Raw genomic sequence first — 23,512 nt, 5'->3', positions numbered from 1 at the left:
TTATATTTAACCCATTAAAAACAAATCACTTACCCCAAATTTTGCTGACCTGCGCTTTTAACCAAACATCAAAATCCATTCGCTATGAAAAATTGGTTTCTCTTATTTGGCTTGGTACTGAACAGTGCTGCTGCGCAAAATTCCAAACTCCTTTCCCCGGCCGACGTCAGTTGCGCCAATCCACCCAACTGCATCGAAAACTCCGGTCTTGACAATATGGATCCGCCCTCGGCCGACGAATACCTTTACATGAAATCTTCGTGGTATACCTCGCATGGTTCGCCCACTCCGGGCGCGAGCAGTGTTTGGTTGTGGTCGTATGGCGGTGGCGGCGAAGGCATTTATACCTGCTTCAATTTTGAAAGCGGCAAGCAATACAAATTGTGCATCCGGATCCGCACCGAAAATCCGCCGGGATCATTGGGTTATGAAAATCCCGACGCGCTTTTTTACATCCAGGCGACCAACGGCCAATTCTTTATTCCGGAGAATCCCGTCAATCAGGTCATCGCCGCCTGGCATGCGGTCGATCAGGTCGAAACCGATTACACCTTTACGTTTACGGCCAACAACAATTACAACAAGGTTTGGGTTTTTCCGTACATGCTCGTGCATGCGCCGACGCCGGTAGACCAATACAGCATGAATACGTTTACCCTTAAAGTGGAAGAAGTACGTCCTGCGCCCACCTTAACTGTGGCCGGAAATACCATCACGGTCGCCAATACACCTCCGGGCGGACATTGGGAGTGGACGCCGTCGAATCTCGTGGCCAATGCCAACCCGAACGGTTCTGTGGTTACAGTAACGCAATCTTGTTCGCCTGCCCAAATCATAGGGAATTTTGTAGCCGATTGCTCGGTTTGCACCCATTACATGCTCGAGGCCAACATCGGTGCGCAAGCCCCAGATTTAACGATAGAAGGAAACACCGCGGTTTGTGAAGGAGAAACCATTGGCTTGTCGGTTACCGATCCAAATACGGCGACCTACAACTACCAATGGATGCAAATGGTCAACACGCAACCGGTCGCTTTGGCCAACAACAGTATTTTTTCGGGAACCAATACGCCAACCTTGCACATCAATACTTCCGAGAATATGGACAGTGGTTCGTTTTATTGCGTGGCGCAGACCATCAATGGAAATTGCTCTTTTAACTCCAATACAATCCCGATTGTCGTTTTCCAAAATCCCCCGACACCGATCGTTACCGTGGCCAACCCAACTACCATCGGCGGCAGCAACGGATCAATCACGATCAATGCTCCCATTTCAAACACCATCATCTACCAACTCGACGAAGGCGAATTCGTATTCCTGCCCCATTTTGAAAACCTCCCCGCCGGGACTTATGCGGTGTCGGCCATCAACGGCAGCGGTTGTAAAAGCACTATAATGGTCACGTTGACCGATCCTACTGTGCCCGTGGCCCCGAACGGCATGATTCCGCGTGGCATTTCTCCCAATGGCGACGGCAGCAACGACAGTTTCGACCTGACGGGCATCGGCAGCATCAGCCAGGTCAAGATTTTCAACCGCTATGGGGTCAATGTGTATTCGAAGGCGCATTACCTCAACGAATGGAAAGGCCAGACCGACAAAGGCAAATCATTGCCGACGGCGACCTATTATTACGTCATCTTCTTTGAGAATGGCGAATCGAAAACGGGCTGGGTGTATCTGCAGCGCGAAATCTAGACGATCTCTAACGCCCTTTCGACGGTTTCGTAAACTTTTTGCAATTGTGCATCGGTCATGACATAAGGCGGCAGAATGTAAACGATATTGCCCACGGGACGCAGGATTACACCATTCTCGATGAAGAAATTGTAGAGTTTCGTACGGATCGAGCCATAATAACTCGAGTCGTCTCCGGTTTCGATTTCGAGCGCGAAAATCACGCCGAGCGTCCGTGCCGTCTTGACTTTCGGATGTTGTCCGATGCGCTTTTGGAATCCCAAATGACTTTGGTTGATGCGCTGAATGTGCTGTTGCATCGCCTCGGTTTGCAGCAGTTCGATACTGGCCAAAGCCGCCGCACAACCGGTCGGGTTGGCCGTAAACGTATGCCCGTGGAACAACGCCTTGTTGATGTCGTCGCTGTAAAAACCGTCGAACAATTCCTGTGTAAACGTCGTGATGGCCATCGGGATCGTGCCGCCCGTGAGCGCTTTGGACAAACACATCATATCGGGTTGGGTGTGCAGATAATCGCACGCAAATGTTTTTCCCGTTTTGCCGAAACCCGTCATGACTTCATCGGCAATCGTGAGCACGCCGTTGGATTGGCAAATTTGGATGAGCTTGTCTAAACTTTCGGGTGCATACATGACCATTCCGGCCGCGCCTTGCACGAGCGGTTCGAAGATAAAGGCGGCGCAGTTGTAATTGTTGATCACGAGTTCAAGTGCATCGAAACTGATCTGCTCCTGTCCTCTTATTGGCACCGGAATCCGGACCACATCGATGAACATGCCCTTGAACGCCATCGTATAAAACGAAATTCCGCTCGCGGCCATCGCGGCAAACGTATCACCGTGGAAAGCATTTTCAAAAGCGATGATCGTCTTGCGCTTTTCGCCTTGGTTGAAAAAATACTGCAGGGCAACCTTGATCGCGACTTCGACCGCGGTCGAACCATTGTCGGAAAAGAAAATTTTCTGCTGGTTGGACGGTAAGATTTCCATCAGTTTTTCGGCGACTTGAACGGCCGGTTCGTGCGTAAATCCGCCAAAAAGCACATGCTCTAAAGACGTGAGTTGTTTGTAAATCGCATCGGCGATGAACCGATTGGAATGCCCAAACGGATTGACCCACCAGGACGCGATCGCATCGAGGTATTCCTTGCCGTTTTCATCCCACAACAAGGCGTCTTCGCCTTTGGTAATTGCGATCGGCGGCGCTGCGGTTTTGTGTTGGGTGTACGGATGCCACAGGTATTGCTGGTCTTTTTCTATTAAGTTCATATTTTTAGACTAGTAGAGCCAAGAACCAAGACCTCTTAGGAGCGCGGTCTTGGCTCTTGGTTCTTGGTTCTTTAAATCTCCAACAATTTTTCCCGAAACAAATCGGCATATTCGGCGATGACATTTTGGTCGAAATACGGTTCTTCTTCGATTCGTCCAATCATTTTTACTTGGGTTTTGTCGAGGATGATTTTTTCGGTAGACGCATTTTCATTGCCGCTGAAGATGATTCCCGCGATGTTGACCTTTCGATTTTGCAACGCTTCAATCGTGAGCAATGTATGGTTGATGCTGCCCAGGTAATGCCGCGAAACGACCACGATCTGGTAATCGGGCCGGATCAAATCGGCGATGGTTTGTTCGTTGTTGATCGGGACAAAAATACCGCCCGCGCCTTCGATGACGAGGTGGTTTATGGTTTTCGGTTCCTTGATGTTTTCCAGTTCGATGACAATCCCATCGATTTCCGCTGCGAGATGCGGACTCGCGGGCGTGTGCAACGCATAGCTATTTTCGAAGATCTGCGTTTTGGAATTGGAGATGAGTTTTTGGATTTTATGGCTGTCGGAATGTTGCAAATCCCCGGCCTGGATCGGTTTCCAGTAATCGGCCTCGAGCGCCTGGGTCAGGATGGCCGCGGCGATGGTCTTGCCGACATCGGTGGAAATTCCGGTGACAAATAATTTCATGGGTATTCAATTGTGGAATACAAAAATACCGAATTCGAATCGTTTTCTGTCTTAAAAACTATTCTTCCTTGAGCTGGTCGATCACTTTTCGGATTTCCTTGGCGTATTTTCCGTAGAATGAATGCGTCCAGAGTTCGGTGACAAACCCAATGGTCAGCATCGCCACAATAAACCCAAACGCGAACTGGTAGCCGACGCTTTTGGGGAAATCGCCCGTTTCGATCATCTGCTCAAAGGCGCCTTGGTTCAAGCTCAGGACAAACATCCCAAAGAAAATCAGCACAAACGGCATCAGCGAATAGGTAAAAGTCTTGTAGAGTTCGATGCTGAGCCGGATGTCGTAATAGGTCTCGTAAAGCGCATCCTTGGTGCTCAGGTCCTGGTTGTTGATGCGCTTGTAGAACAAATAGAGCTTGACCAGGAAGTAGCCCGAGATCGACACGAACATGGTGTAGAAAATATAGAACCAGAAGTCGAGCGCGGCAATGAATTTAGGATACATCGGCAAGAAACCGATCCAGACAATGGCGATGATCTGGTAGAAAAATTCGTTGCGCAGATTCTTCCGAACCTTGTCGAGCGGCAGGTTGGCCGACTTGATTTTGGCTATGCTATCCGGAATCGGGCCGCCTTTTCCGCTGTCATTTTTCCAGGCTGATTGTAGGTCGTCAAAATTCATATCCTTGTTTTTCTATGATTTCTTTTAATTTGTTCTTGGCGCGGTTGAGTTTCACTCGGGCATTGCCTTCCGAAATCCCGAGGTTTTCCCCGATTTCCTTGTGCGAATAACCTTCCAGATGGTAAAAAACCAATGCTTTTTCAATCTTTTCGAGTTTGTGCAGCGCCTCGTAAAAATGCCGGAGCTGCAATTCCTTCAGGGCCGATTCGTCGTCGGGTTCACGGATGTTCTCGGTCGTGATGGCGTAGCGGTCGGGTTTTTTCTTTTCCTGCTTGAAAAATGCGATTGCCGTGTTGACCGCCACGCGGTACATCCAGGTCGAGAACTGGCTTTCGCCGCGGAATGTGCCATAACTTTTCCACAATTGGCAAATGATTTCCTGGAACAAATCTTCCTGATCGTCACGGTGGTCCATGTACATCTTCGAGATTTTGTACAGAATGCCTTGGTGGGCTTTGATCCTGGCTAGAAATTCCTGTTCTTGTTCCAATGGGGTTGGTTTGGTGGCTAAAGATACGCTTTCGGTGGATTATTTTTGGGCATATACCCTTCTGCAGATTCCGGCGATGACCGCTACGCCGGCACAGATCAAAATAATCGAACTGTTTTCAAAAGCCGCCACTTTGTAACTCTTGACCAGTGCGTAGCCGATACCGAAAGTGGCCAGGAACAGCAGGCACATTTGGGTAGAAGAAAATTGAACTGTTTCGTTTTTTGAGGGATGGATGGGTTTCATGATTTTGATTTTTTGGTTACGGCTTGTCAGTAAAACAAATCGCGAAACGTTACAATGATTTTTATTTTTGTTGTAAAACACCATGCAGTGGAATGGGCTACATTTGAAAAAGCTTTGAAAATCAAACACATGACCTTAACCAACGTTCCATCCTACATCAAGGCGGTCTACATTTCGCTGCTGATCATCATCATCGTATTCTTCATGATCATGGCCAAGCCGATCTTGGTACCGCTGATGGTATCGGGCTACATCGCGATGCTCATGACGGCGTTTTGCAATAAACTCGAAGGCTGGAAAATCCCGCGTTCGCTCGCCGCTTTTATCGCGTTGCTGCTCATCACGGTTTGCATTGCGGCTTTTCTGTATTTCGTGGTCACCCAATTGCAAAACTTTACGCAGGATTTCGAGTCGGATGTGGAAGACAATTTGAATAAACTCGTCATCAGCATCAACCAGTCGGTCCTCGATTTTTGCGGAATCGATCTGGGGATGCGGTTTGGCTTGGACATGAAAAAAATCATCGCCTTCATTAATTCGGGCAATACCAATCTCCGCGAATTGGTCATGATGACGCTCGGGACTCTACCGAACATGTTGTTGTTGCCGGTTTTTATTTTTTTCCTGCTCATCTACCGCGACCATTTTGCCGTTTTCGTGACCAAGGTTTTCGAAAAACAGCGCAATAAAATCCTGCTCGAACACATCGCCTCAATCCGCAAAGTCGTGTATTCTTATATCATCGGGGCCGGAAAAGTCATGCTCATTTTGGGTGTCGTCAATACGGCCGTCTTGTTTGCGCTCGGCATCAAGCACGCCATTTTCTTTGGGATGTTGGCCGGCATGCTCAACATCATTCCATATGTCGGCCCTTTTATGGGCGCACTTTTGCCGTTCTTTTTCGCGTTGATTACCAAAGACAATTTGTTTTATCCGTTTGCCGTCGTGATTGCTTTTACGCTGATCCAGTTCATGGAAAGCAGTTGGCTCACGCCGAGGATTACCGGCGCCAATGTCAACCTCAATGCGTTCATCACTTTTCTCGGGCTATTGATCGGCGGGGCCATTTGGGGCATCGTGGGCATGATCTTGATCATCCCGACGATTGCGATTTTGAAAAAACTGTTCGAATTGAGCCCGGACCTGGAGCCATATGCGTATTTATTCGGCGAAGAAAACCAAAAGTGGTTCAGTAAGAAAACTTAACCGGTTTACAAGAGCTCCAATTCCTTCAATATGGAAATTGCTCCAAAAAAAATCATCCCTATTGCCAACAAATAAACCGTAAACCGTGACTCCATTTTTAATTGGTGCTCTCTCATTGTATAGGGCGAATCATCTTTGGCTACGGCGGTTTGTTGCTTGTGGATTTGGTACACCAACAATGCAATGCCAATTACAATCGCAGCAATGGATGTCATCCAGTCAAAATCTTTCGTCATTTAAAAAATCAATTGGGCTAGCGTTTGCAGTAAACCCGAAATTTCACTTTCGGTATTGTAACTGTGCAAGCAAATGCGCAGTCGTTCCTGACCTTCGGGAACGGTGGGCGAAAGAATAGCCTTGACATCAAACCCGCTTTCACGCAATTGATTCGCTACTTTTTTCACCTTTTCATTCCCGGGGATGATTGCGCATTGGATTGCCGATTTGCTGTGGACGAACATCGGTTTGAGGCCCAGCAAATTTTTCTGCTGGTTGAAATGGATGATGTTGTTGCGCAAGGATTCGAGCGCTTCCGGATTCGATTCCAGGTGTTGGTAAGCCGTTAAAATATTGGCGACCGCATGCGGTGAAAGCCCGGTCGTGTAGATAAAACTGCGTGCAAAATTGATGAGATACGATTGCAATTCGGTCGAACACAAAACCGCCGCCCCATGGCAACCGAGCCCTTTCCCGAACGTTACGATCGTGGCAAAAACTTTCGATTGCAACCGGTGTTCGGCAACCAACCCGCGGCCCTGGTTTCCGAAAACACCCAATGCGTGCGCCTCGTCGATGACCAGATGCGCGTGGTATTTTTCGCAAAGCTGCGCCAGTTCCTCGAGGTTCGGGCAATCGCCGTCCATCGAGAACACCGATTCGGTAGCGACATAGATTGCGGCATTTCCGCCAACACATTTCCCGATCAATCGCTGCAAATCCTCGAAATCGTTGTGGATGAATTTATAGGATTTGGCGTTGCTCATCTTGATGCCGTCGCGGATCGAGGCATGGCACAATTCATCGTACAAAATAAAATCGCCCTTTTGCGGCACCGAGCTGAAAAAACCCACATTGGCATCGTAACCCGAATTGAAAATGAGCGCGGTTTCACTGCCGTGGAATCGGGCGACGTGGTTTTCGGTTTCGGCATACAGCGGATGGTTTCCTGAAATCAGTCTCGATCCGGTCGCGCCGTTGGTCTTGATATTGCGGTCGAGCAGCAATTGGTGGGTTTGGTCGAAAATCGCTTCGCGGCGCGAAAATCCAAGGTAATCGTTGGAGGCAAAATCGACCAGGGAGTTGGCGACAGGGAGTTGGCGCAAGGCCGCTTCCTGCGTCCGTTTATTCAATTTGTCCTGAAGTGCCGTCGGTAATTTTGCCATGGTACAAATGTAGAAAATCGTGGGCTATGATTTGCGAATCGTTGGAATTTGTATCTTGCAGTACACCAGTAGACTAACCAAACCAACGACATCACCCAATCTTATGGAAGCGATTTGTAAAAACTGCGACACTTCTTATTCGGAACGTTATAACTATTGTCCGAATTGCAGCCAGAAAACCCAACTGCACCGGCTGTCCTTTCACGACATCGTGCACGAGGCGGTTCATTATTTCACGCACGCCGACAAAGGGTTGTTGCAACTGATCCGCGACTTGTTTACCAAACGCGGTTTGGTGGCCTATGAATACGTCAACGGCAGACGCAAGAAGTATTTCCCGCCGCTTAATTTTTTCCTGATCATCGCCGCGGTGTTTGTTTTTGTCTCGATGCAGGGCACGCCACAGGAAAAGGCCGATGTCATCCAGCAGCATCCCGAAATCAACAAAATTGAGGATCCCGTGAAACGCCAGCACACCATTGCGGTATACCAGCGCGACGATAAGGCGGCGCGGTTTACGAGCAAGTATTCGAACTTGATGGCGATGTGTTCGCTTCCCTTGACAGCGCTCATCTTTTGGCTGTTCTACAGAAAAAACAAATACAATTACATCGAACATTTGGTGGCGGGAATTTACATGACCGGCATTTGCCTTTTGGTGTATGCGTTGGTGATCATGCCGCTTTCGTTTGCGTTTGGTTTTAAGGGCGAGCCGGCCATTGGGCTGTTCTTTTTGTTGCAATTGATTTATTTCGCCGTGTTTTATTATGGCTTTCTGCAAAAGACGAACAAGTGGCAGTTTGCCAAGGCATTGGGCGTGAGTTTTTTGAATTTAGTGATTTGGGCCGTCGTATCGGGTTCACTGGTTCGGTTCTACATCACCTCGGGTTTTGGCGGATTGTTAAATTAAGTGCTTATGGAAAATTGTAAAAACTGTACCGTCGCATTGCAGCCCGATTACGATTATTGCCCCAAATGCAGCCAGAAAACGCATTTGCACCGGCTCTCGATGCACGAGGTCGTGCATGAAGGCATCCATTATTTTACGCATGCCGACAAGGGATTTTTCCAGCTCATCCGCGATTTGGTAATTAAAGGCGGTACGATTGCGCGCGAATACGTCGAGGGCAAACGCAAGAAATATTTTCCGCCGCTCAATTTCTTCCTGATCGTAGCCGCATTGAATTTATTCGCGATCAACGTCGATGAAACCAGCGACCGCCCCGATATGGCGCGCGAGCAAGCCATGAAAGCGTACCGCATCCAGACGCCCGAGCAAAAGGAAGCCTTCCTTAAGGTGTACAACCGCCAAGTCGAGGCGATCGATTTCATCAAGCACAATTCGAATAAGACCGTACTGGTGATGTTGCCCATCATGGCGTTCATCTTTTGGTTGTTCTACCGCAGGCAGCCGTACAATTTCACCGAACACCTGATTGCAGGGATGTTCATGTACGGGTTCTGCACGCTGGTCTTTGTGGTAATCTCACTTGTAAACCTGATTTTCAAATGGGATGTGAACTACATTTATTGGCTCACTTTGCTGCTGCAGTTGTTCTATTTCTCTTGGTTCTATTACCGCTTTATGGGCAACCGCATGCGCATGCGGGCTTATGTGGCGAGTTTTTCGGCGATTGCCTCGGTATTTATTTTTGTGGGACTTATCGTGATGTTTTATATGTTCGGGGCATTTTAGACAGGCTCCCTTTCCACCCACTTGGAATTGCCGCTTTCGGTGGCGTCGAGAATATCGAGCTTGAGTTTGTCGGACACCATTTCTGCGAATCCGAAGGCGGGCTTCTTGTCGCCGAAGACGCACATCTTGTAATGCTTGTTGCGGTAGTACCAAAGGTTGACCTCGTAAAGGTCCTTGGAATTCTTGAACACCGAAACGTAATCGAGTTGCGGTACTTTGGTGATGATGTTCTTGGTAAACGGCCCGATGGCAAACCTCGAAATCAATTGGTCCTGGTCGGTGTCGATCAACACGGTTTTGGTCATCGAAAAGTAAACGCCGCCCGAGAGGAAAATCCCGATCAGTTCGAGGTAACCGGCCAGAAACTTTGGATTGAGCAGGATGGCTTGGTTTTGCCAGCACAACGAGACGATTTCATACAGCAAATACAGCACGGCGGTAAACATCCCGGCGGCCAAGATGGTTTTGCCCAACGGCCGGTCGCCTGATGACACGACGAGTTCGTATTGCTGTTCTTCCATGCTCCAAAAATAGCAAAACCAATGGAATGGCCGTCTTTATAAATGATTTAGATTTTGAACACAGAGCCGCGTTAGCGGTTGCAGTGGAAATCCTTTTTGGATTACCCGTAGCGCAGCGAAGGGAAATCTTCACGTAGCGCTAGCGTAGTGCAAAAAGATTGCAACGGAAAACGCGACGGCGGAGCTTGCGAAGCCGGAACGCCCATAAAAAAAGCCCGACTCTCGTCAGGCTTTATCTTATCATTTGATTGGTCTTAGTCGACCAAAACAATCACTTTGTTGTCATTCATTTCAATCGTTCCCGAATGGATCGCGAGCGTGTAATTCTTCTCGTCTACCTTCGTGAATTTCGGTGCGGCTTCTTTGCTGAATGTAAAGCTGTCGGCCCCGATTTTAATCACACCGGCTTTGAGGATTGAAACGATGGGCGCGTGGTGGTTCAAAATCTGGAAACTTCCGTCGACTCCGGGCAAGGTCACTGAGTTGACTTGTCCTGAGAACAACGAGGTTTCCGGTGATACGATTTCTAAAGTCATATTTTTGAATTATTAAGCTTCCGCCAACATTTTTTGTCCTGCCTCGATCGCGTCTTCAATGGTTCCTTTCAAGTTGAAAGCCGCCTCTGGCAAGTGATCGAGTTCACCGTCGATGATCATGTTGAATCCTTTGATGGTGTCTTTGATGTCTACCAAAACCCCTGGGATACCGGTAAACTGCTCGGCTACGTGGAACGGTTGTGACAAGAAACGTTGTACACGACGCGCACGGGCTACGGCGAGTTTGTCGTCTTCTGACAATTCTTCCATACCGAGGATCGCGATGATGTCTTGCAATTGCTTGTATTTTTGGAGGATCTCTTTTACGCGTTGCGCACAGTTGTAGTGCTCGTCGCCCAAGATGTGCGGGGTCAAGATACGTGAAGTTGAATCGAGTGGATCTACCGCCGGGTAGATACCAAGCTCGGCAATCTTACGTGACAATACGGTTGTAGCATCGAGGTGGGCAAAGGTTGTTGCCGGTGCCGGGTCGGTCAAGTCATCCGCAGGTACGTAAACCGCCTGTACCGATGTGATCGAACCTTTGTTGGTAGAAGTAATACGCTCTTGCATCGCACCCATTTCTGTTGCCAATGTCGGTTGGTAACCTACCGCAGATGGCATACGACCCAAGAGTGCCGATACCTCAGAACCTGCCTGTGTAAAACGGAAGATGTTGTCCACGAAGAACAAAACGTCTTTTCCTTGGTCTGAACCTGCTCCGTCACGGAAATATTCTGCGATTGACAAACCTGACAAAGCCACACGTGCACGTGCTCCAGGTGGTTCGTTCATCTGTCCGAATACGAAAGTCGCTTTGGAATCGCGCATACCAGCTTTGTCCACTTTAGACAAATCCCAGCCGCCTGCTTCCATCGAGTGCATAAAGGCTTCACCGTATTTGATAATGCCTGATTCCAACATCTCGCGCAACAAGTCGTTTCCTTCACGGGTTCTCTCGCCTACTCCTGCGAATACCGAAAGACCACCGTGGCCTTTTGCAATATTGTTGATCAACTCCTGGATCAATACCGTCTTACCTACACCGGCACCACCAAAGAGACCGATTTTTCCTCCTTTGGCGTAAGGCTCGATCAAGTCGATTACTTTGATACCTGTAAACAAGACTTCTGTTGAAGTTGATAATTCTTCGAATTTAGGAGCCGGACGGTGGATAGAGATCCCGTCGTTTCCTGATTTTGGCAAATCGCCCAAACCGTCGATAGCGTCACCGATTACGTTGAACAGACGTCCGTAAACATCCGGGCCGATTGGCATTTGGATGGGCGCACCGGTTCCGACTACTTCGGCACCACGGCTGAGTCCGTCGGTGGAATCCATCGAGATGGTACGTACGGCGTTTTCACCGATGTGCGATTGTACTTCAAGTACCAACAAGGTACCGTCTTTTTTAGTGATTTCTAATGAATCATAAATTTTTGGAAGCTCAACATCCCCGCTGAACACCACGTCAACTACCGGACCGATAATCTGCGCAACTTTTCCTATTACTTTCGACATTGCTTATGTATTTATTAAATAGCTATTTAGGTTTGGGAAAAAAGCAGCCGATTGACCCACTTTTTTCCGAGTGCAAAGATAATTTTTTAAAATATAAAATCAATAATTTTTTGATAAAAAAATATTGGCTTTTTGCAGTATTGTCTGATATCCTAAAATAATGCTTAGGAAACTATTGCAAACGCCTTAAAATAAAAAAGGCCATCGCAATGCAACGGCCTTTTAAATATTCGCTTTTCTGTTATTCTAAAGATTTCGGGTACAGGATACGGAAATCGCGCATGTTCTTCATCGGAAGGTTCGACCCGTATTTCGCATTGATGGCTTCGGCAAACAGGTTTGCGATCAATGCATAACCGCGCGGACTCGGGTGGATGCCGTCCAATGAGAAGGCGCCGCCGGTCACGTAATCGGAATTGAGCGTGTAACCATCCTTGACGATGCCTTCGGTCATGAGCTGTTCCATGATGGCTTTGGTATCTACAAAAGCCAATCCTTTGGCCGTGGCAACCGATTGGATTGTCGTGTTGTACGCATCGGTCGCTTCCTTGACTTCGGCAATCTCTTCTTTTGACAATACCCAGTTGTCGGCCAATGGAACCGAAACCCCATTGACAAGCATTGGATTACCGCCTACCATGGTTCCGATAAAGGTTCTCGCCGGCAACACGATCAAATCCTCGTCGGTAGCCTGACGGTAAGAAGGCAGTCCGAGACCACTCAAATTGGTCAGGTAACTGTCCTCAATGACCACCCTGTTTCCAGGACCGGCCGTGAAGGAGATTTTTCTGCGGTCTCTTTCCGCAACCGAGATCAATCCAAAACTTTGCGCTTGGTCAAGCCCTGCATTGTAAGGCCCGTAAGCCGCCGGTCCCAACAACAAACCAACTGTCGTCGCATCTAGCGGAAGCGGGTTGTGCGGTACGGTCGTAAAGAAAGGCAAAGCGTTGATGTACGGCAAATTGGCCACCACACCTTTGGCCCCATTCGAGGTAAGCCCGTTGACCAAGCCCGAATAAGTAGCCGCAAATACACCCGGATCGGTGATGTCGTTTGGCCCATAGGTAGACGGATCGATGTTCCCTTCCTGGTAAACTCCCGTACCGCCCGACATGGCATAGCTCAATACATCGTTGCCGCCAATCCACAGTGAGAAGAAAGTAGCATCCTGCGCCATGGCATCGGCGATGACGGTTGCAGAAGCAGAAGACGCAAATCTTCCAAAATATGGATTCAAAGTCGCATAACCCGGCGCGGCCAAATGGAAACTTTTGGCCCCCGGAATCCCCATGTTGTTGAATGGTCCCGAAAGATGATCGGTCAGCTCTGTCGTTGAAGCTCCAGGAACACTCATCGGCGCTCCTGCATCGGCATTGAAATACAAGCGCACCGGAAACTGTGGAACCTGCATGCCGCCCGAAGCAAATCCGCCGTAATTATCGGCCATAAACGGCGTGGTAAATTCACCGCCACCGGCCAAGGCAAACTGCTGCGCCAAAAGGTTCGGGTAAGCGTTTTGCTGACCGGCCGCGAAAAGCGCACCGTCGCTGTATCCTGCCGCGAACGAATCGCCCAGGGCGACATAATTCGCAAAGTTGGCCGAGCCCGAAGTGATGACCACCGGTGCTACCGTTTCATCATCGTCGCTGTTACATGCCGCGAAGGTCAACGAAACCAACAACAGCCATTTGAAATTCTTTATCATGATGCTAGATATTTTATATTAAACTGATATGGATTAGGGATTGATGGTCAAAGAGGCAAACCACTGTTGGCCAATTTTACCCGCACCGATTACTTGGAGGTAATCTTCGCCGAACAAATTGTTCGCACCTACCTTGATCAACGATTTGAGTTTTGGCAAACCGAAAGTAAGCTGCGCATCGACTACCGTATTTTCAGGAACGATACCATCGGCGAAAGAAGATTGCCACAGGTATTCGTCGCTCCATCTCACGTTGGTGTTGAAACCGAAAACGAACGAGCCCGTTTTCACCACGCTGTCATTGCCCAACATCGCTTTCACGCGGTGTTTTGGGGTGTTGAAGCCCGGGATGAAATCTGGGTCTTTGTCTTCGTCGTATTCAAATTGTGCGTGGTTGTAGCTCACGCCCAATTCGAAATTCCGGTATACTTTTTTAGACAATCCGATACCGAAACCAACCGAAGTTACTTGTGTCTTTGAATTCGAGTACACCTGGAAGGTTCTCAAATCGCCGTTGTTCACCGCATCGACAGAGGTCAAGATCGTACCGCCCGAAGTTCTTTCGCCAACGGTTCCATACAATGGCGTGTACACGCGTGATTGGTTCAGGAAGTCGTTGTAAATATTGTAATAACCATTGATGTCAACCGACAAATCGTTGTTGACCACCGAACGGTATCCGAGTTCGAAAGCCTGCACGCGCTCTGGCTCCACCAAATTGATGCTCGCTTTTTGGAGCAACAGGGCTGCATCGGTGTTTCCTGCCGCCACTGCCGCGCGATAAGCCTGAACCGACTGGATCGTGAACGAATCGTTGTAGGCGTCTTCCCCGGTCAATCTCGCTTGTGTACCAATAGAAGCCTGCTGGTCTTGGGCAGCCTGGCTGATTGGACGGAATTCCTCATAACGGCTCAAGTTGTCCGGTGCCGAACCGATCAAGGCGTATGGCCCCAAATCCAATCCGATGTACTGGTCTTGTGTAGTTGGGTTTCTGAAACCGGTTTGGTAAGACAAACGGAAGTTGTGGATTTTCGAAGCGCCCGCAGAATACACCAACGCAATTCTTGGAGAGAAGAACCCATCGAAATTCTGGCTCTTGTCGTAACGCACCGAAGCGGTCAATTTCAAACGATCCTCGGCGAGGAATTTTTTGACGAGTTGCGCATAGGCACCGTATTCGTCGTATTTGATCGGGCCGTCGAAATCGGTGAAGATGGTTCCTTCTGAATCCATCACGTATTTGCGGTAAGATCCGCCCACCTGAACTTCGGCGAACTTGATCTCATTCTTGAAGTTGTAGTTTCCATCGGCATGCCAAAGCTGGGAATGGTCGATGAACTTGGCACCGGTTTGCAAATTCGGGTCGTCGATTACCGTGGCCAAAGCCGACTTGAAATCAGCCGAACCCGGCAAGAATCTTCCCGTATCGGCTACCGATCTAGCGATCGCATGCGAAGCGGCCGGTGTTTGTCCGTTCAATGTCGCCTGGATGTAAGCTCCGGCATATTCCCCGAACCAGTTGTTGTTGGGTTTCCATTTGTTGTTGACGGCCAAGGCAGCAAAACGCATGTCATAAGAATCCCCGGCATCTTCGTTGGTCATGTACGCACGTACAAAAAAGCGGTCGTTCTTGACCTCAATCTTGTTCTGGTTCATGTAGAAGTTTTTGAGGTAGTATCTGTTGGCTCCTTGGTAGATGGTATTTCCTGTCCCGATTTTGCTCTGGAGGATGATTTCGAAATCATTGGCCCATGGCTTGAAATGCAACGAGAAATCGGCCTTTACGTTCTTGATCTTGTTGTCGCTCATGTCCATTTCGCGGTAGCCGGTACGGCTGACGTTGGTATCGGGCAAAAGGTTCACGAGGTCCGGATTGGGCAACAATCCCATTTCGGCCAAAGCACGGCCTACGCCTTTGATGTTCGTTGAAGCCTCGTCTCCGTATACGTTCAACCCGTCGTAATTGAGGTTGGCAGTATGTCCGATTGCGTTCGGGTTTTCAAGAATGCCCGCATCCTGTACGTTGCGGTTGTCATCGGCGATCCATTCGGTCGCCTTGAGGAAAGTGAAGTTGGCCTTGGCCGCGAAATGCTTGGTAAACGCATGTGCCGCACGGATGCCCACATCCCAATAATCATTGGTTCCGGCTACATCCTGTGTGGTTTGGCCGTATTTGATGTAAGTGCTGATGCCTTGGTTCAAGAACGGGCTCTTGCTGTTCATGAACAAAATTCCGTTGAAGGCGTTCGCACCGTACAAAGCCGATGAGGCGCCCGGAAGGATTTCGACATTGGCCACATCAAGCTCGGAGATACCGATCAGGTTGCCCAACACAAAATTCAAGGCTGGCGAAGAGTTGTCCATTCCGTCAACGAGTTGCATGAAACGCGTGTTGGCCACGGTCGAGAAACCGCGGGTATTGATCGACTTGAACGACAAGCTGCTCGTGTTGAAATGTACTTCTTTGAGGTTTTCGAGTCCGTCATAATACGAAGCCGAAGTCGTGGTCTTGATTTGCTGTTGGCTCATGCGCTCAATGGTGACCGGGGATTCGATGACCCTTTCCGGCGTTCTTGAGGCAGAAACCACGATTTCATCAAGCTTGTTTTCCTGGTCGCTCAGCACAACGCTCACCTTTTGGTTATTGGATTGCACCTGCACCGTTTTGGATCCGTATCCAAGGCTGGACACTTCGACCGTGAAAGGCGGATTTTGCGACACCGTCAGCGTGAAGTTTCCGTCGTTGTCGGTAATCGTACCGGCATTGTCGCCGACCACTTTTACGTTCGCTCCCGGAACCGGCTGACTCTTAGCGTCTGTAACCGACCCTGTTACTGTAGTCTGTGCATAAGTAAAGCCACAGAAAAACAATGACAAAATAAATAAGTACATTTTCATGGGTTAGAATTTTGTTGGTTTATGATAAGCCAAAATACAAATATTTTTAATATTTATAAAAAACAGTTAAAAAAACTTCGGATTTGTTAAAAAATTTAATCGTTTGTTAATTATTTGATATTAAATAAATTTTAAATTTTTTCTAACGTTTTGATTCTAAACCTGTAAAAAATACTATGCATACATATTAAATGCTGCAAAAATTATATTAATGACAAAAATCACAGACTGCGAAAAGCATAAAAAAAGCGGGAACAAATCCCGCTTTCTTTATTATTGAATCTAAATTTTTATTCTACTGTCACCGATTTGGCCAAGTTCCTAGGCTGATCGACGTTGCATCCGCGCATCACCGCAATATGGTAAGACAGCAATTGCAACGGAATCGTCGTCAACAACGGGGACAAAGCATCCGAAGTATCCGGAATTTCCACCACATAGTCGGCCAATTCGCGTACCTGGGTATCGCCTTTGGTCACTACGGCGATGATCTTACCGCTGCGTGACTTGATTTCCTGGATGTTGCTGACCACTTTGTCGTAATGCCCTTGTTTCGGGGCGATGACAATGACCGGCATCGATTCGTCGATCAAGGCAATCGGGCCGTGTTTCATCTCGGCAGCCGGATAACCTTCGGCGTGGATGTACGAAATCTCTTTTAATTTGAGCGCGCCTTCCAAAGCCACCGGGAAGTTGTAGCCCCTTCCGAGGTACAGACAGTTCGGCGAATCCTTGAATTTGGCCGCGATATTTTTGGTTACATCATTGGTCAACAAAGCTTCGGCGACTTTCTCCGGAATGATTTCGAGTTCCTGCAAATAACGGTGGAAATCAGAGTTTGACAACGTCCCTTTGGCTTTGGCCAAACGAAGTGCAATCATCGTCAACACGGTAATTTGTGTGGTAAATGCCTTGGTCGATGCCACCCCGATTTCTGGTCCGGCGTGGGTATAAGCCCCGGCATGTGTTTCTCTAGAAATCGACGAACCGACCACGTTGCAAACCCCAAACACGAAGGCGCCTTTTTCCTTGGCGAGTTTGATCGCAGCCAGAGTATCGGCGGTTTCCCCTGATTGTGAAATCGGGATGACCACATCGCCTGGGTTGATGATCGGGTTTCTGTAACGGAATTCCGAAGCGTACTCCACTTCTACCGGAATTCTCGTGAATTCTTCAAAAATGTATTCCGCTACGAGTCCGGCGTGCCATGAAGTTCCGCAAGCCACGATCAGGATACGGTCTGCGTTGAGGAATTTCTCGAGGTTGTCTTCTACGCCCGCCATTTGGATGATGCCTTCGTTGGCATGCAGACGACCGCGGTAGGTATCTTTAATAACATTCGGCTGCTCGTAGATTTCCTTGAGCATGAAGTGGTCGTAACCGCCTTTTTCGATCTGCTCGAGGTTCATCTGGAGTTCCTGGATGTATGGGTCGACGATAGAGTCGTCCTTGATTTTTCTGATTTTGAGCGGCTTGTTCAAACGAACGATGGCCATTTCCTCATCCTCGAGGTAAATTGCATTGGCCGTGTATTCGATGAAAGGCGAAGCATCCGAAGCGACGAAAAACTCGTCTTTTCCCACACCGATCGCCAATGGGCTTCCCAAACGGGCCGCCACGATTTCATCTGGTTTTTGCTTGTCGAATACGCAAATCGCGTAAGCGCCCACCACTTGGTTCAAGGCCACTTGTACGGCCTTACCGAGTTTGAGGTTTTCTTTTTTCTGGACTTCCTCAATGAGGTTGACCAGCACTTCGGTATCGGTATCCGAATGGAACACATAGCCACGCTTGATCAATTCCTTCTTGAGCGGCTCGTAGTTCTCGATGATCCCGTTGTGGATGATCACGAGGTTTCCTGAATTGGAAACGTGCGGATGCGAGTTCACATCGTTTGGCACGCCATGCGTCGCCCAACGGGTATGACCGATCCCGATGGTTCCACCGGTGGTGATTTCTTTTAATGATTTTTCTTCGAGATCAGAAACCTTCCCTTTGGTTTTGGACAGTTTGAGATCGGTGCCGTCATATACCATGACGCCGGCACTGTCATAGCCTCTGTATTCGAGTCTTTTTAAACCTTTGATTACGATAGGATACGCTTCCCTATATCCGATATATCCAACAATTCCACACATAGTCTAAATTATTAATTGGGTTTTGTAAAATGGATTGTGAGTCTCAGTCGTTTGTCGTAATTGGCACTGCCCGGGCTGATATTGGTTCCATACAACACCGTTCCGAACGGATGCGCGGCAGACATGGCCGGTACTACATCAATCTTTTGCTCTTCTGTGGGGCCAAATATATCATTATCAATTAAATCTTTAGGCACAAACAAGCTTTTATTCGATGTAGTGTTAATATTCTCGGTGACTACCAATCCAAGCCTTACGGTTTTGGCCGTTTCGCCCTCATCCAATGTCTGGGCAATCAACGTACGGATGTGGTTGGTGATGCGGATGCGGTACAGGGTTCCAAGCTGGCTCGAAACACGATCGATGATTCCGCCGAAAGACGACTTGTTGTATTTATTGCTGGTGGATTGCGTCTGGTCTATCGTATAATCGAGCAACACCTTTTTATTATTGAGGTCGTACAGGTACAATCGTTTGGGCGCATTGTTGCCGAGTAACGCATTGGTATTTTCCTCTACAAAAAAGTTGAGGCTGGCATCGTTGATGAGCCATTTGCCTTTGGTCGCCCTGAGTGCATTGATTTCATCCACGTTTTTGAAAAGCTCGATGACCGCCATCGATCCGGCGCCGCCCTTGATGTAGAGTTTCTCATCGCCATCGGCTTGATTCGGCGTGGCATCGAGTACATTCTGGTATTCGGGGCTGTATTGGTATTCGAACAGGTTCACCGATTTGCCGAGCTTAAACACCAATGTTTTGTCTTGGACCTCCGCATCGGGCTCATCCTCCAGTTTCTGTTTGTATTTCACGGTAATGGTGCCGCCGGCAAAATTGAGCATGGCAAATCTGGGATCAGCAGCGCCCGAACGGCCAAGCTTGAACTGCAATCCGCGGAAGTAATTGGTAAATATACTGTTGTTGACAAATTTACCCGCCGCCTGGGGACCAAACATCATGTTTTGGAAAGCGGTCTTGTCGAGTTGGATCTTCATTTTAGGCCCCACTTTCACCTGGTTGCCCAAACCGTCTGTCGTGGTTTCGATCGATCCGGCATTGTCAAATACGAAAGCGGTATTCTGCTTGACATCTAAGGCATTGTTGAGCATCGGCCCCACTGTCGTAAAATCGGCCAGTTGGTTGGAATAGTATTTCTCGAGCCCGCCGTTGGTCAGCACATCATTTTCAAGATCGGGTCTCAAATACACATCCGATTGGTAAATCTGGAGGTCCAGCTTTCCCGTTTCCGGGCCCCAAATCGAATCGAGCGCATAGGTATCGGGCACATCTGTTGCATTGGTTTGCGTTACATGGCTGAAATACGGAATGGCCATCTCTACGCTTTGTACCTCGGGTGAAAACTTGAACTCCGGATTGATCGTGGCCAATGTGACCTGCACCACCGTATGCGCAGTGGTCGTTCCGAATACCGGGTCATCGTAAATCCCAAATTGCTGAACGCCCAAAGCCGAAGTCTGTACCGCACCGATTGGCTGGGTATAGGCTGTAACTTCATAAGTATCGCCCTCGAGCAGGAAGTTGTCGTTGCCTACGATATTGGCGCCCATCTCATTGAAATCGTTGTCGCAGGAGACCAATGAAGCTGCAGTGAAAATAAAAAGAAAAAACTTGAAAAAGGAATGGGTGTTCATGCGTAAAATAAATTGTTTATAAAACCGTGCTCTTGTAAAAAGCCGTGTAAGCCTCGGCGAATTTGTCTTTGGAGGCGAAAGGTAAAAAAGGTTTTCCCGAGCTTTCTATAAATTTTGTTAAACTTGCCGGGAGTGCTTCCGAGGCAACAATCACTGCATCAGAGTGGTTGATGGCCGTCTTGAGAATGTTCTCGTAATTCGGGGTTTCGAGGAACGAGATGGCTTCTTCGGGCACGCCGTCGAATTTGACCTTGTTGATCATTTCCATATCGAGCGTCCCTTCAAATGAAGGCGTATACACCGAAGTCACGATCTTGGTATCGGCAAAAAGCGCCTCATCCTTATAATAGTGCTTCATATAAATAGGAAGCAACGAAGCGAGCCAGCCATGGACGTGGATGATGTCCGGAACCCAATTGAGTTTCTTGACCGTTTCCACTACGCCTTTGGCAAAGAAGATCGCGCGTTCGTCGTTGTCCGGATACAATTGGCCTTCCTCATCGGTAAACGTGGCCTTGCGCTTGAAATATTCGTCGTTGTCGATGAAATAAACCTGGATGCGCTCCTTTGGAATCGAAGCCACCTTGATGATGAGCGGCATGTCGAGGTCGTTGACGACCAAATTCATTCCCGACAAACGAATCACCTCGTGCAACTGGTGTCTTCTCTCATTAATATTACCGTACCTCGGCATGAAAATCCTGATCTGCCCGCCCTGATCGTTGATCATTTTTGGCACATCATACGACATTAAAGAAACCTCATTTTCAGCCAGATAAGGTACAACCTCCGATGATACGTACAATATCCTCTTATCCTCCATATCCAATTTTTACTTTACTTATTATCAACAAAAAACAGGCAAAATTACAAAAAATTACGCAGTTAATTACTAAAATCTTAAGTTTGCACCTTATTTAAATAATTTCTGCATGCGCATTTTCGACAGGCAAGTGGAATTGTCCGCCCATCTGAAATCGGTTTCTTCCGCCAACACCACAATCGGCTTTGTGCCAACCATGGGCGCACTGCACCAAGGACATTTGTCACTGCTCAAGGAATCGCTTCAAAACAACGATTTTACGGTCATCAGTATTTTTGTCAACCCGACCCAATTCAACAATCCCGAAGACCTCGCCAAGTATCCGCGCACGCTCGAAAGCGATGTGGCTAAAATCGAAAAACTCAATCCAAATATTATCGTATTCGCGCCCAGCGTAGATGACATTTACGAAGGCAAAACCGTTTCCCAGCACTTCGATTTCGACGGGCTCGAAAACCAAATGGAAGGCAAATTCCGCCCAGGACATTTTGACGGGGTCGGCACGATTGTCAAAAGACTGTTTGAAATTGTACAACCTGCGAATGCCTACTTCGGGGAGAAAGATTTCCAGCAATTGCAGATTGTCAAGAAGATGGTCGAGAAGGCGCAAATGCCCGTCAAGGTCATCGGTTGCCCGATTTTCCGCGAAGCCAACGGACTCGCAATGAGTTCGAGAAATGAAAGACTCACGGCCCAGGAGCGCGCCGATGCGGCTGTCATCTACCGTACGTTGCAGGCTGCCAAAATGCGCTTTGGCACGGAAAATGCCAAACGGGTTGCCGATTATGTAACTGATGTTTTCGACAATGTCCCGGGATTTGAGCTCGAGTATTTTGAAATCGCCGATGAAGCGACTTTGGAGCCGATAACCGAAAAAATCGAAGGCCGTCAATACCGCGCATTTATCGCCGTATTTGTTAACAAAATCAGATTGATTGATACCATTTCACTAAATTAATTTACCTTTGCCCCATGTTAGTTCACGTAGTAAAATCTAAAATCCACCGCGTTACCGTAACCGGCGCCGATTTGAATTATATCGGAAGCATCACCATTGATGAAGCGCTCATGGAAGCCGCCAACCTGATCGAAGGCGAAAAAGTCTCCATCGTCAACGTCAACAACGGCGAACGTCTGGAAACTTACGTCATCAAGGGAAACCGAAACAGTGGCGAAATTACGCTCAACGGTCCGGCCGCCCGAAAGGTACACCAAGGCGATATCATCATCATCATCGCTTACGGAATGTTGCCGATCGATGAGGCCAAAAACTTCAGGCCAAGCCTCATTTTCCCGAATGAGAAAAACAATTCCCTGACCTAATCCTGGATTGTTGTGCAGGAAAATCCCCAACCCGAAGACCTCGGCACCGACGAATTGACCCAACCGACTGGCAATAGTTTCAAAAGCCAGGCCAGCAAATGGTTGTCGATCCTGCTGCCAATCCTTTTGGGCGTTTACCTGATCATTTATACGTACCAGTCGTTTACGCCCGAACAGATCGAGAGCATCAAGGGCTATTTCAAAAACGCCGATTACCTGTACATTGTCATCGCGGCCATCATCGCCATATTCGGAAATGCCCTGCGCGCCTACCGTTGGAAATATGCGCTCGAGCACATGGGATACACTTCGACGTTTCCGAACAACTTCATGGCCGTCAACATTGGTTATTTGCTCAATTTGACCGTCCCGAAATCGGGGGAAATCTCACGTGCGGTCATCGTCAAGAAATACAACGGCATCCCATTCGACAAGGGATTTGGCAGCATCGTCGCCGAACGCATCGTGGACATGATTATTTTGTCGCTATTCATGCTGTTGGCCTTTTTCCTGCAATTCGATATCGTCAAGGCTTTCATTCTTGATAAAATCCCGGTCAACAAACTCGTCATTTTGGCCATCTCAGGGGTGTTTGGTTTTACCGCACTTTTGCTGGTTTATATGTATTCGAAATCGCCTTTGATCTTGAAGCTCAAGAAACAGGTTTCTGGTCTCAAGGAAGGTTTTTTCAGCCTGATCCACATGAAGGACAAATGGAAATATTTCTTCCAGACGGTACTCATCTGGGGTTCCTACATCCTGACTTTCTATGTGACCATTTTTACCCTCACCGAAACCACGCACCTTTCAATAGACGCCGTCATCACTTCTTTTGTCGTCGGAAGCATCGCGATTGCTTTTACCAACAGCGGCTTTGGGTCTTATCCGTTCCTGATTACGCAAATCCTTTCGTTTTATGCCATCTCTAAAGAAGTCGGCACGGCTTTCGGCTGGATCGTATGGACCTCCCAAATGCTCGTGGTACTGGTCATGGGCGTACTTTCATTTTTATTATTGCCCGTATTCAACCGAAGAAAATAA

General features: G+C 48.2%; 22 protein-coding genes. 7 read left to right on the top strand and 15 right to left on the bottom strand.

Annotated features, from left to right (window positions below; all coding sequences use genetic code 11):
* Positions 1-84: 84 nt before the first annotated feature.
* Positions 85-1,701, top strand: a complete 1,617-nt coding sequence (locus QM717_RS08700) for a gliding motility-associated C-terminal domain-containing protein (RefSeq protein WP_415036875.1) — start codon at positions 85-87, stop codon at positions 1,699-1,701.
* Here QM717_RS08700 and bioA read toward each other — a convergent pair.
* From bioA to QM717_RS08675, 5 genes are all read right to left on the bottom strand, one after another.
* Positions 1,698-2,969 (bottom strand): adenosylmethionine--8-amino-7-oxononanoate transaminase, encoded by a 1,272-nt coding sequence (gene bioA / locus QM717_RS08695; RefSeq protein WP_415036873.1) that lies wholly within the window; start codon positions 2,967-2,969, stop codon positions 1,698-1,700. The two genes, QM717_RS08700 and bioA, sit on opposite strands and share 4 nt — an antisense overlap.
* A gap of 71 nt (positions 2,970-3,040) precedes the next feature.
* Positions 3,041-3,658, bottom strand: a complete 618-nt coding sequence (bioD, locus tag QM717_RS08690; protein ID WP_415036871.1) for a dethiobiotin synthase — start codon at positions 3,656-3,658, stop codon at positions 3,041-3,043.
* Between the two features lie 58 nt (positions 3,659-3,716).
* Entirely contained in the window at positions 3,717-4,337 is a 621-nt protein-coding gene (locus tag QM717_RS08685) for a hypothetical protein (protein WP_415036869.1), read from the bottom strand.
* Positions 4,327-4,827, bottom strand: a complete 501-nt coding sequence (locus tag QM717_RS08680) for an RNA polymerase sigma factor (protein ID WP_415036867.1) — start codon at positions 4,825-4,827, stop codon at positions 4,327-4,329. The genes QM717_RS08685 and QM717_RS08680 overlap by 11 nt, the downstream gene beginning before the upstream one ends.
* 39 nt (positions 4,828-4,866) lie before the next feature.
* On the bottom strand, positions 4,867-5,073 hold the full coding sequence (locus QM717_RS08675; protein ID WP_415036865.1) for a hypothetical protein: 207 nt from the start codon (positions 5,071-5,073) through the stop codon (positions 4,867-4,869).
* Between the two features lie 129 nt (positions 5,074-5,202).
* Here QM717_RS08675 and QM717_RS08670 point away from each other — a divergent pair, with 129 nt between their 5' ends.
* Entirely contained in the window at positions 5,203-6,279 is a 1,077-nt protein-coding gene (locus QM717_RS08670) for an AI-2E family transporter (RefSeq protein ID WP_415036863.1), read from the top strand.
* 5 nt (positions 6,280-6,284) lie between these two features.
* Here QM717_RS08670 and QM717_RS08665 read toward each other — a convergent pair whose 3' ends face one another.
* Together QM717_RS08665 and QM717_RS08660 are read right to left on the bottom strand one after the other, a co-directional pair.
* Positions 6,285-6,515, bottom strand: a complete 231-nt coding sequence (locus QM717_RS08665; protein WP_415036861.1) for a hypothetical protein — start codon at positions 6,513-6,515, stop codon at positions 6,285-6,287.
* Positions 6,516-7,661 (bottom strand): aminotransferase class I/II-fold pyridoxal phosphate-dependent enzyme, encoded by a 1,146-nt coding sequence (locus tag QM717_RS08660; RefSeq protein ID WP_415036859.1) that lies wholly within the window; start codon positions 7,659-7,661, stop codon positions 6,516-6,518.
* 103 nt (positions 7,662-7,764) lie between these two features.
* On the opposite strand from QM717_RS08660, the gene QM717_RS08655 reads away from it, so the two are divergent.
* The gene (locus QM717_RS08655; protein WP_415036857.1) at positions 7,765-8,571 is read left to right on the top strand and encodes a DUF3667 domain-containing protein; all 807 of its coding nucleotides are present in this window, start codon (positions 7,765-7,767) and stop codon (positions 8,569-8,571) included.
* A gap of 6 nt (positions 8,572-8,577) precedes the next feature.
* A complete protein-coding gene (locus QM717_RS08650) occupies positions 8,578-9,357 on the top strand; it encodes a DUF3667 domain-containing protein (protein WP_415036855.1) in 780 nt (259 codons plus the stop codon).
* Here QM717_RS08650 and QM717_RS08645 read toward each other — a convergent pair.
* The 8 genes from QM717_RS08645 to QM717_RS08610 form a co-directional block, all read right to left on the bottom strand.
* Positions 9,354-9,878: a hypothetical protein gene (locus QM717_RS08645; protein WP_415036853.1), complete on the bottom strand. Its 525-nt coding sequence runs from the start codon at positions 9,876-9,878 to the stop codon at positions 9,354-9,356. The genes QM717_RS08650 and QM717_RS08645 overlap by 4 nt on opposite strands.
* Positions 9,879-10,132: 254 nt before the next feature.
* Positions 10,133-10,414: a F0F1 ATP synthase subunit epsilon gene (locus QM717_RS08640; protein WP_415036851.1), complete on the bottom strand. Its 282-nt coding sequence runs from the start codon at positions 10,412-10,414 to the stop codon at positions 10,133-10,135.
* 12 nt (positions 10,415-10,426) lie between these two features.
* Positions 10,427-11,935, bottom strand: a complete 1,509-nt coding sequence (gene atpD, locus QM717_RS08635) for a F0F1 ATP synthase subunit beta (protein WP_415036849.1) — start codon at positions 11,933-11,935, stop codon at positions 10,427-10,429.
* A gap of 241 nt (positions 11,936-12,176) precedes the next feature.
* A complete protein-coding gene (locus tag QM717_RS08630) occupies positions 12,177-13,640 on the bottom strand; it encodes a G-D-S-L family lipolytic protein (RefSeq protein WP_415036847.1) in 1,464 nt (487 codons plus the stop codon).
* Between the two features lie 33 nt (positions 13,641-13,673).
* A complete protein-coding gene (locus QM717_RS08625) occupies positions 13,674-16,538 on the bottom strand; it encodes a carboxypeptidase-like regulatory domain-containing protein (protein ID WP_415036845.1) in 2,865 nt (954 codons plus the stop codon).
* Positions 16,539-16,828: 290 nt separating this feature from the next.
* Positions 16,829-18,676 carry a glutamine--fructose-6-phosphate transaminase (isomerizing) gene (gene glmS / locus QM717_RS08620; protein ID WP_415036843.1) on the bottom strand — a complete coding sequence of 616 codons (1,848 nt, stop codon included), beginning with the start codon at positions 18,674-18,676 and terminating at the stop codon, positions 16,829-16,831.
* A gap of 11 nt (positions 18,677-18,687) precedes the next feature.
* The gene (locus tag QM717_RS08615) at positions 18,688-20,325 is read right to left on the bottom strand and encodes a DUF4270 domain-containing protein (RefSeq protein ID WP_415036841.1); all 1,638 of its coding nucleotides are present in this window, start codon (positions 20,323-20,325) and stop codon (positions 18,688-18,690) included.
* A 16-nt stretch (positions 20,326-20,341) separates the two neighbouring features.
* Positions 20,342-21,148 carry a glycogen/starch synthase gene (locus QM717_RS08610; protein ID WP_415036839.1) on the bottom strand — a complete coding sequence of 269 codons (807 nt, stop codon included), beginning with the start codon at positions 21,146-21,148 and terminating at the stop codon, positions 20,342-20,344.
* Between the two features lie 109 nt (positions 21,149-21,257).
* On the opposite strand from QM717_RS08610, the gene panC reads away from it, so the two are divergent.
* Genes panC through QM717_RS08595 form a run of 3 tightly spaced genes read left to right on the top strand, consistent with a single transcriptional unit; the run spans position 21,258 to position 23,512 of the window.
* A complete protein-coding gene (panC, locus tag QM717_RS08605; RefSeq protein WP_415036837.1) occupies positions 21,258-22,106 on the top strand; it encodes a pantoate--beta-alanine ligase in 849 nt (282 codons plus the stop codon).
* A 14-nt stretch (positions 22,107-22,120) separates the two neighbouring features.
* Positions 22,121-22,471, top strand: coding sequence for an aspartate 1-decarboxylase (gene panD / locus QM717_RS08600; protein ID WP_415036835.1), 351 nt, complete (start codon positions 22,121-22,123; stop codon positions 22,469-22,471).
* 12 nt (positions 22,472-22,483) lie between these two features.
* Positions 22,484-23,512 (top strand): lysylphosphatidylglycerol synthase transmembrane domain-containing protein, encoded by a 1,029-nt coding sequence (locus QM717_RS08595; RefSeq protein WP_415036833.1) that lies wholly within the window; start codon positions 22,484-22,486, stop codon positions 23,510-23,512.

The sequence above is a fragment of the Flavobacterium sp. genome, from assembly GCF_047602195.1.
Classification (GTDB): Bacteria; Bacteroidota; Bacteroidia; order Flavobacteriales; family Flavobacteriaceae; genus Flavobacterium.
The sequence above is the reverse complement of the archived record's forward strand: the minus strand, read 5'-3'. Positions and strand labels throughout refer to the sequence as shown.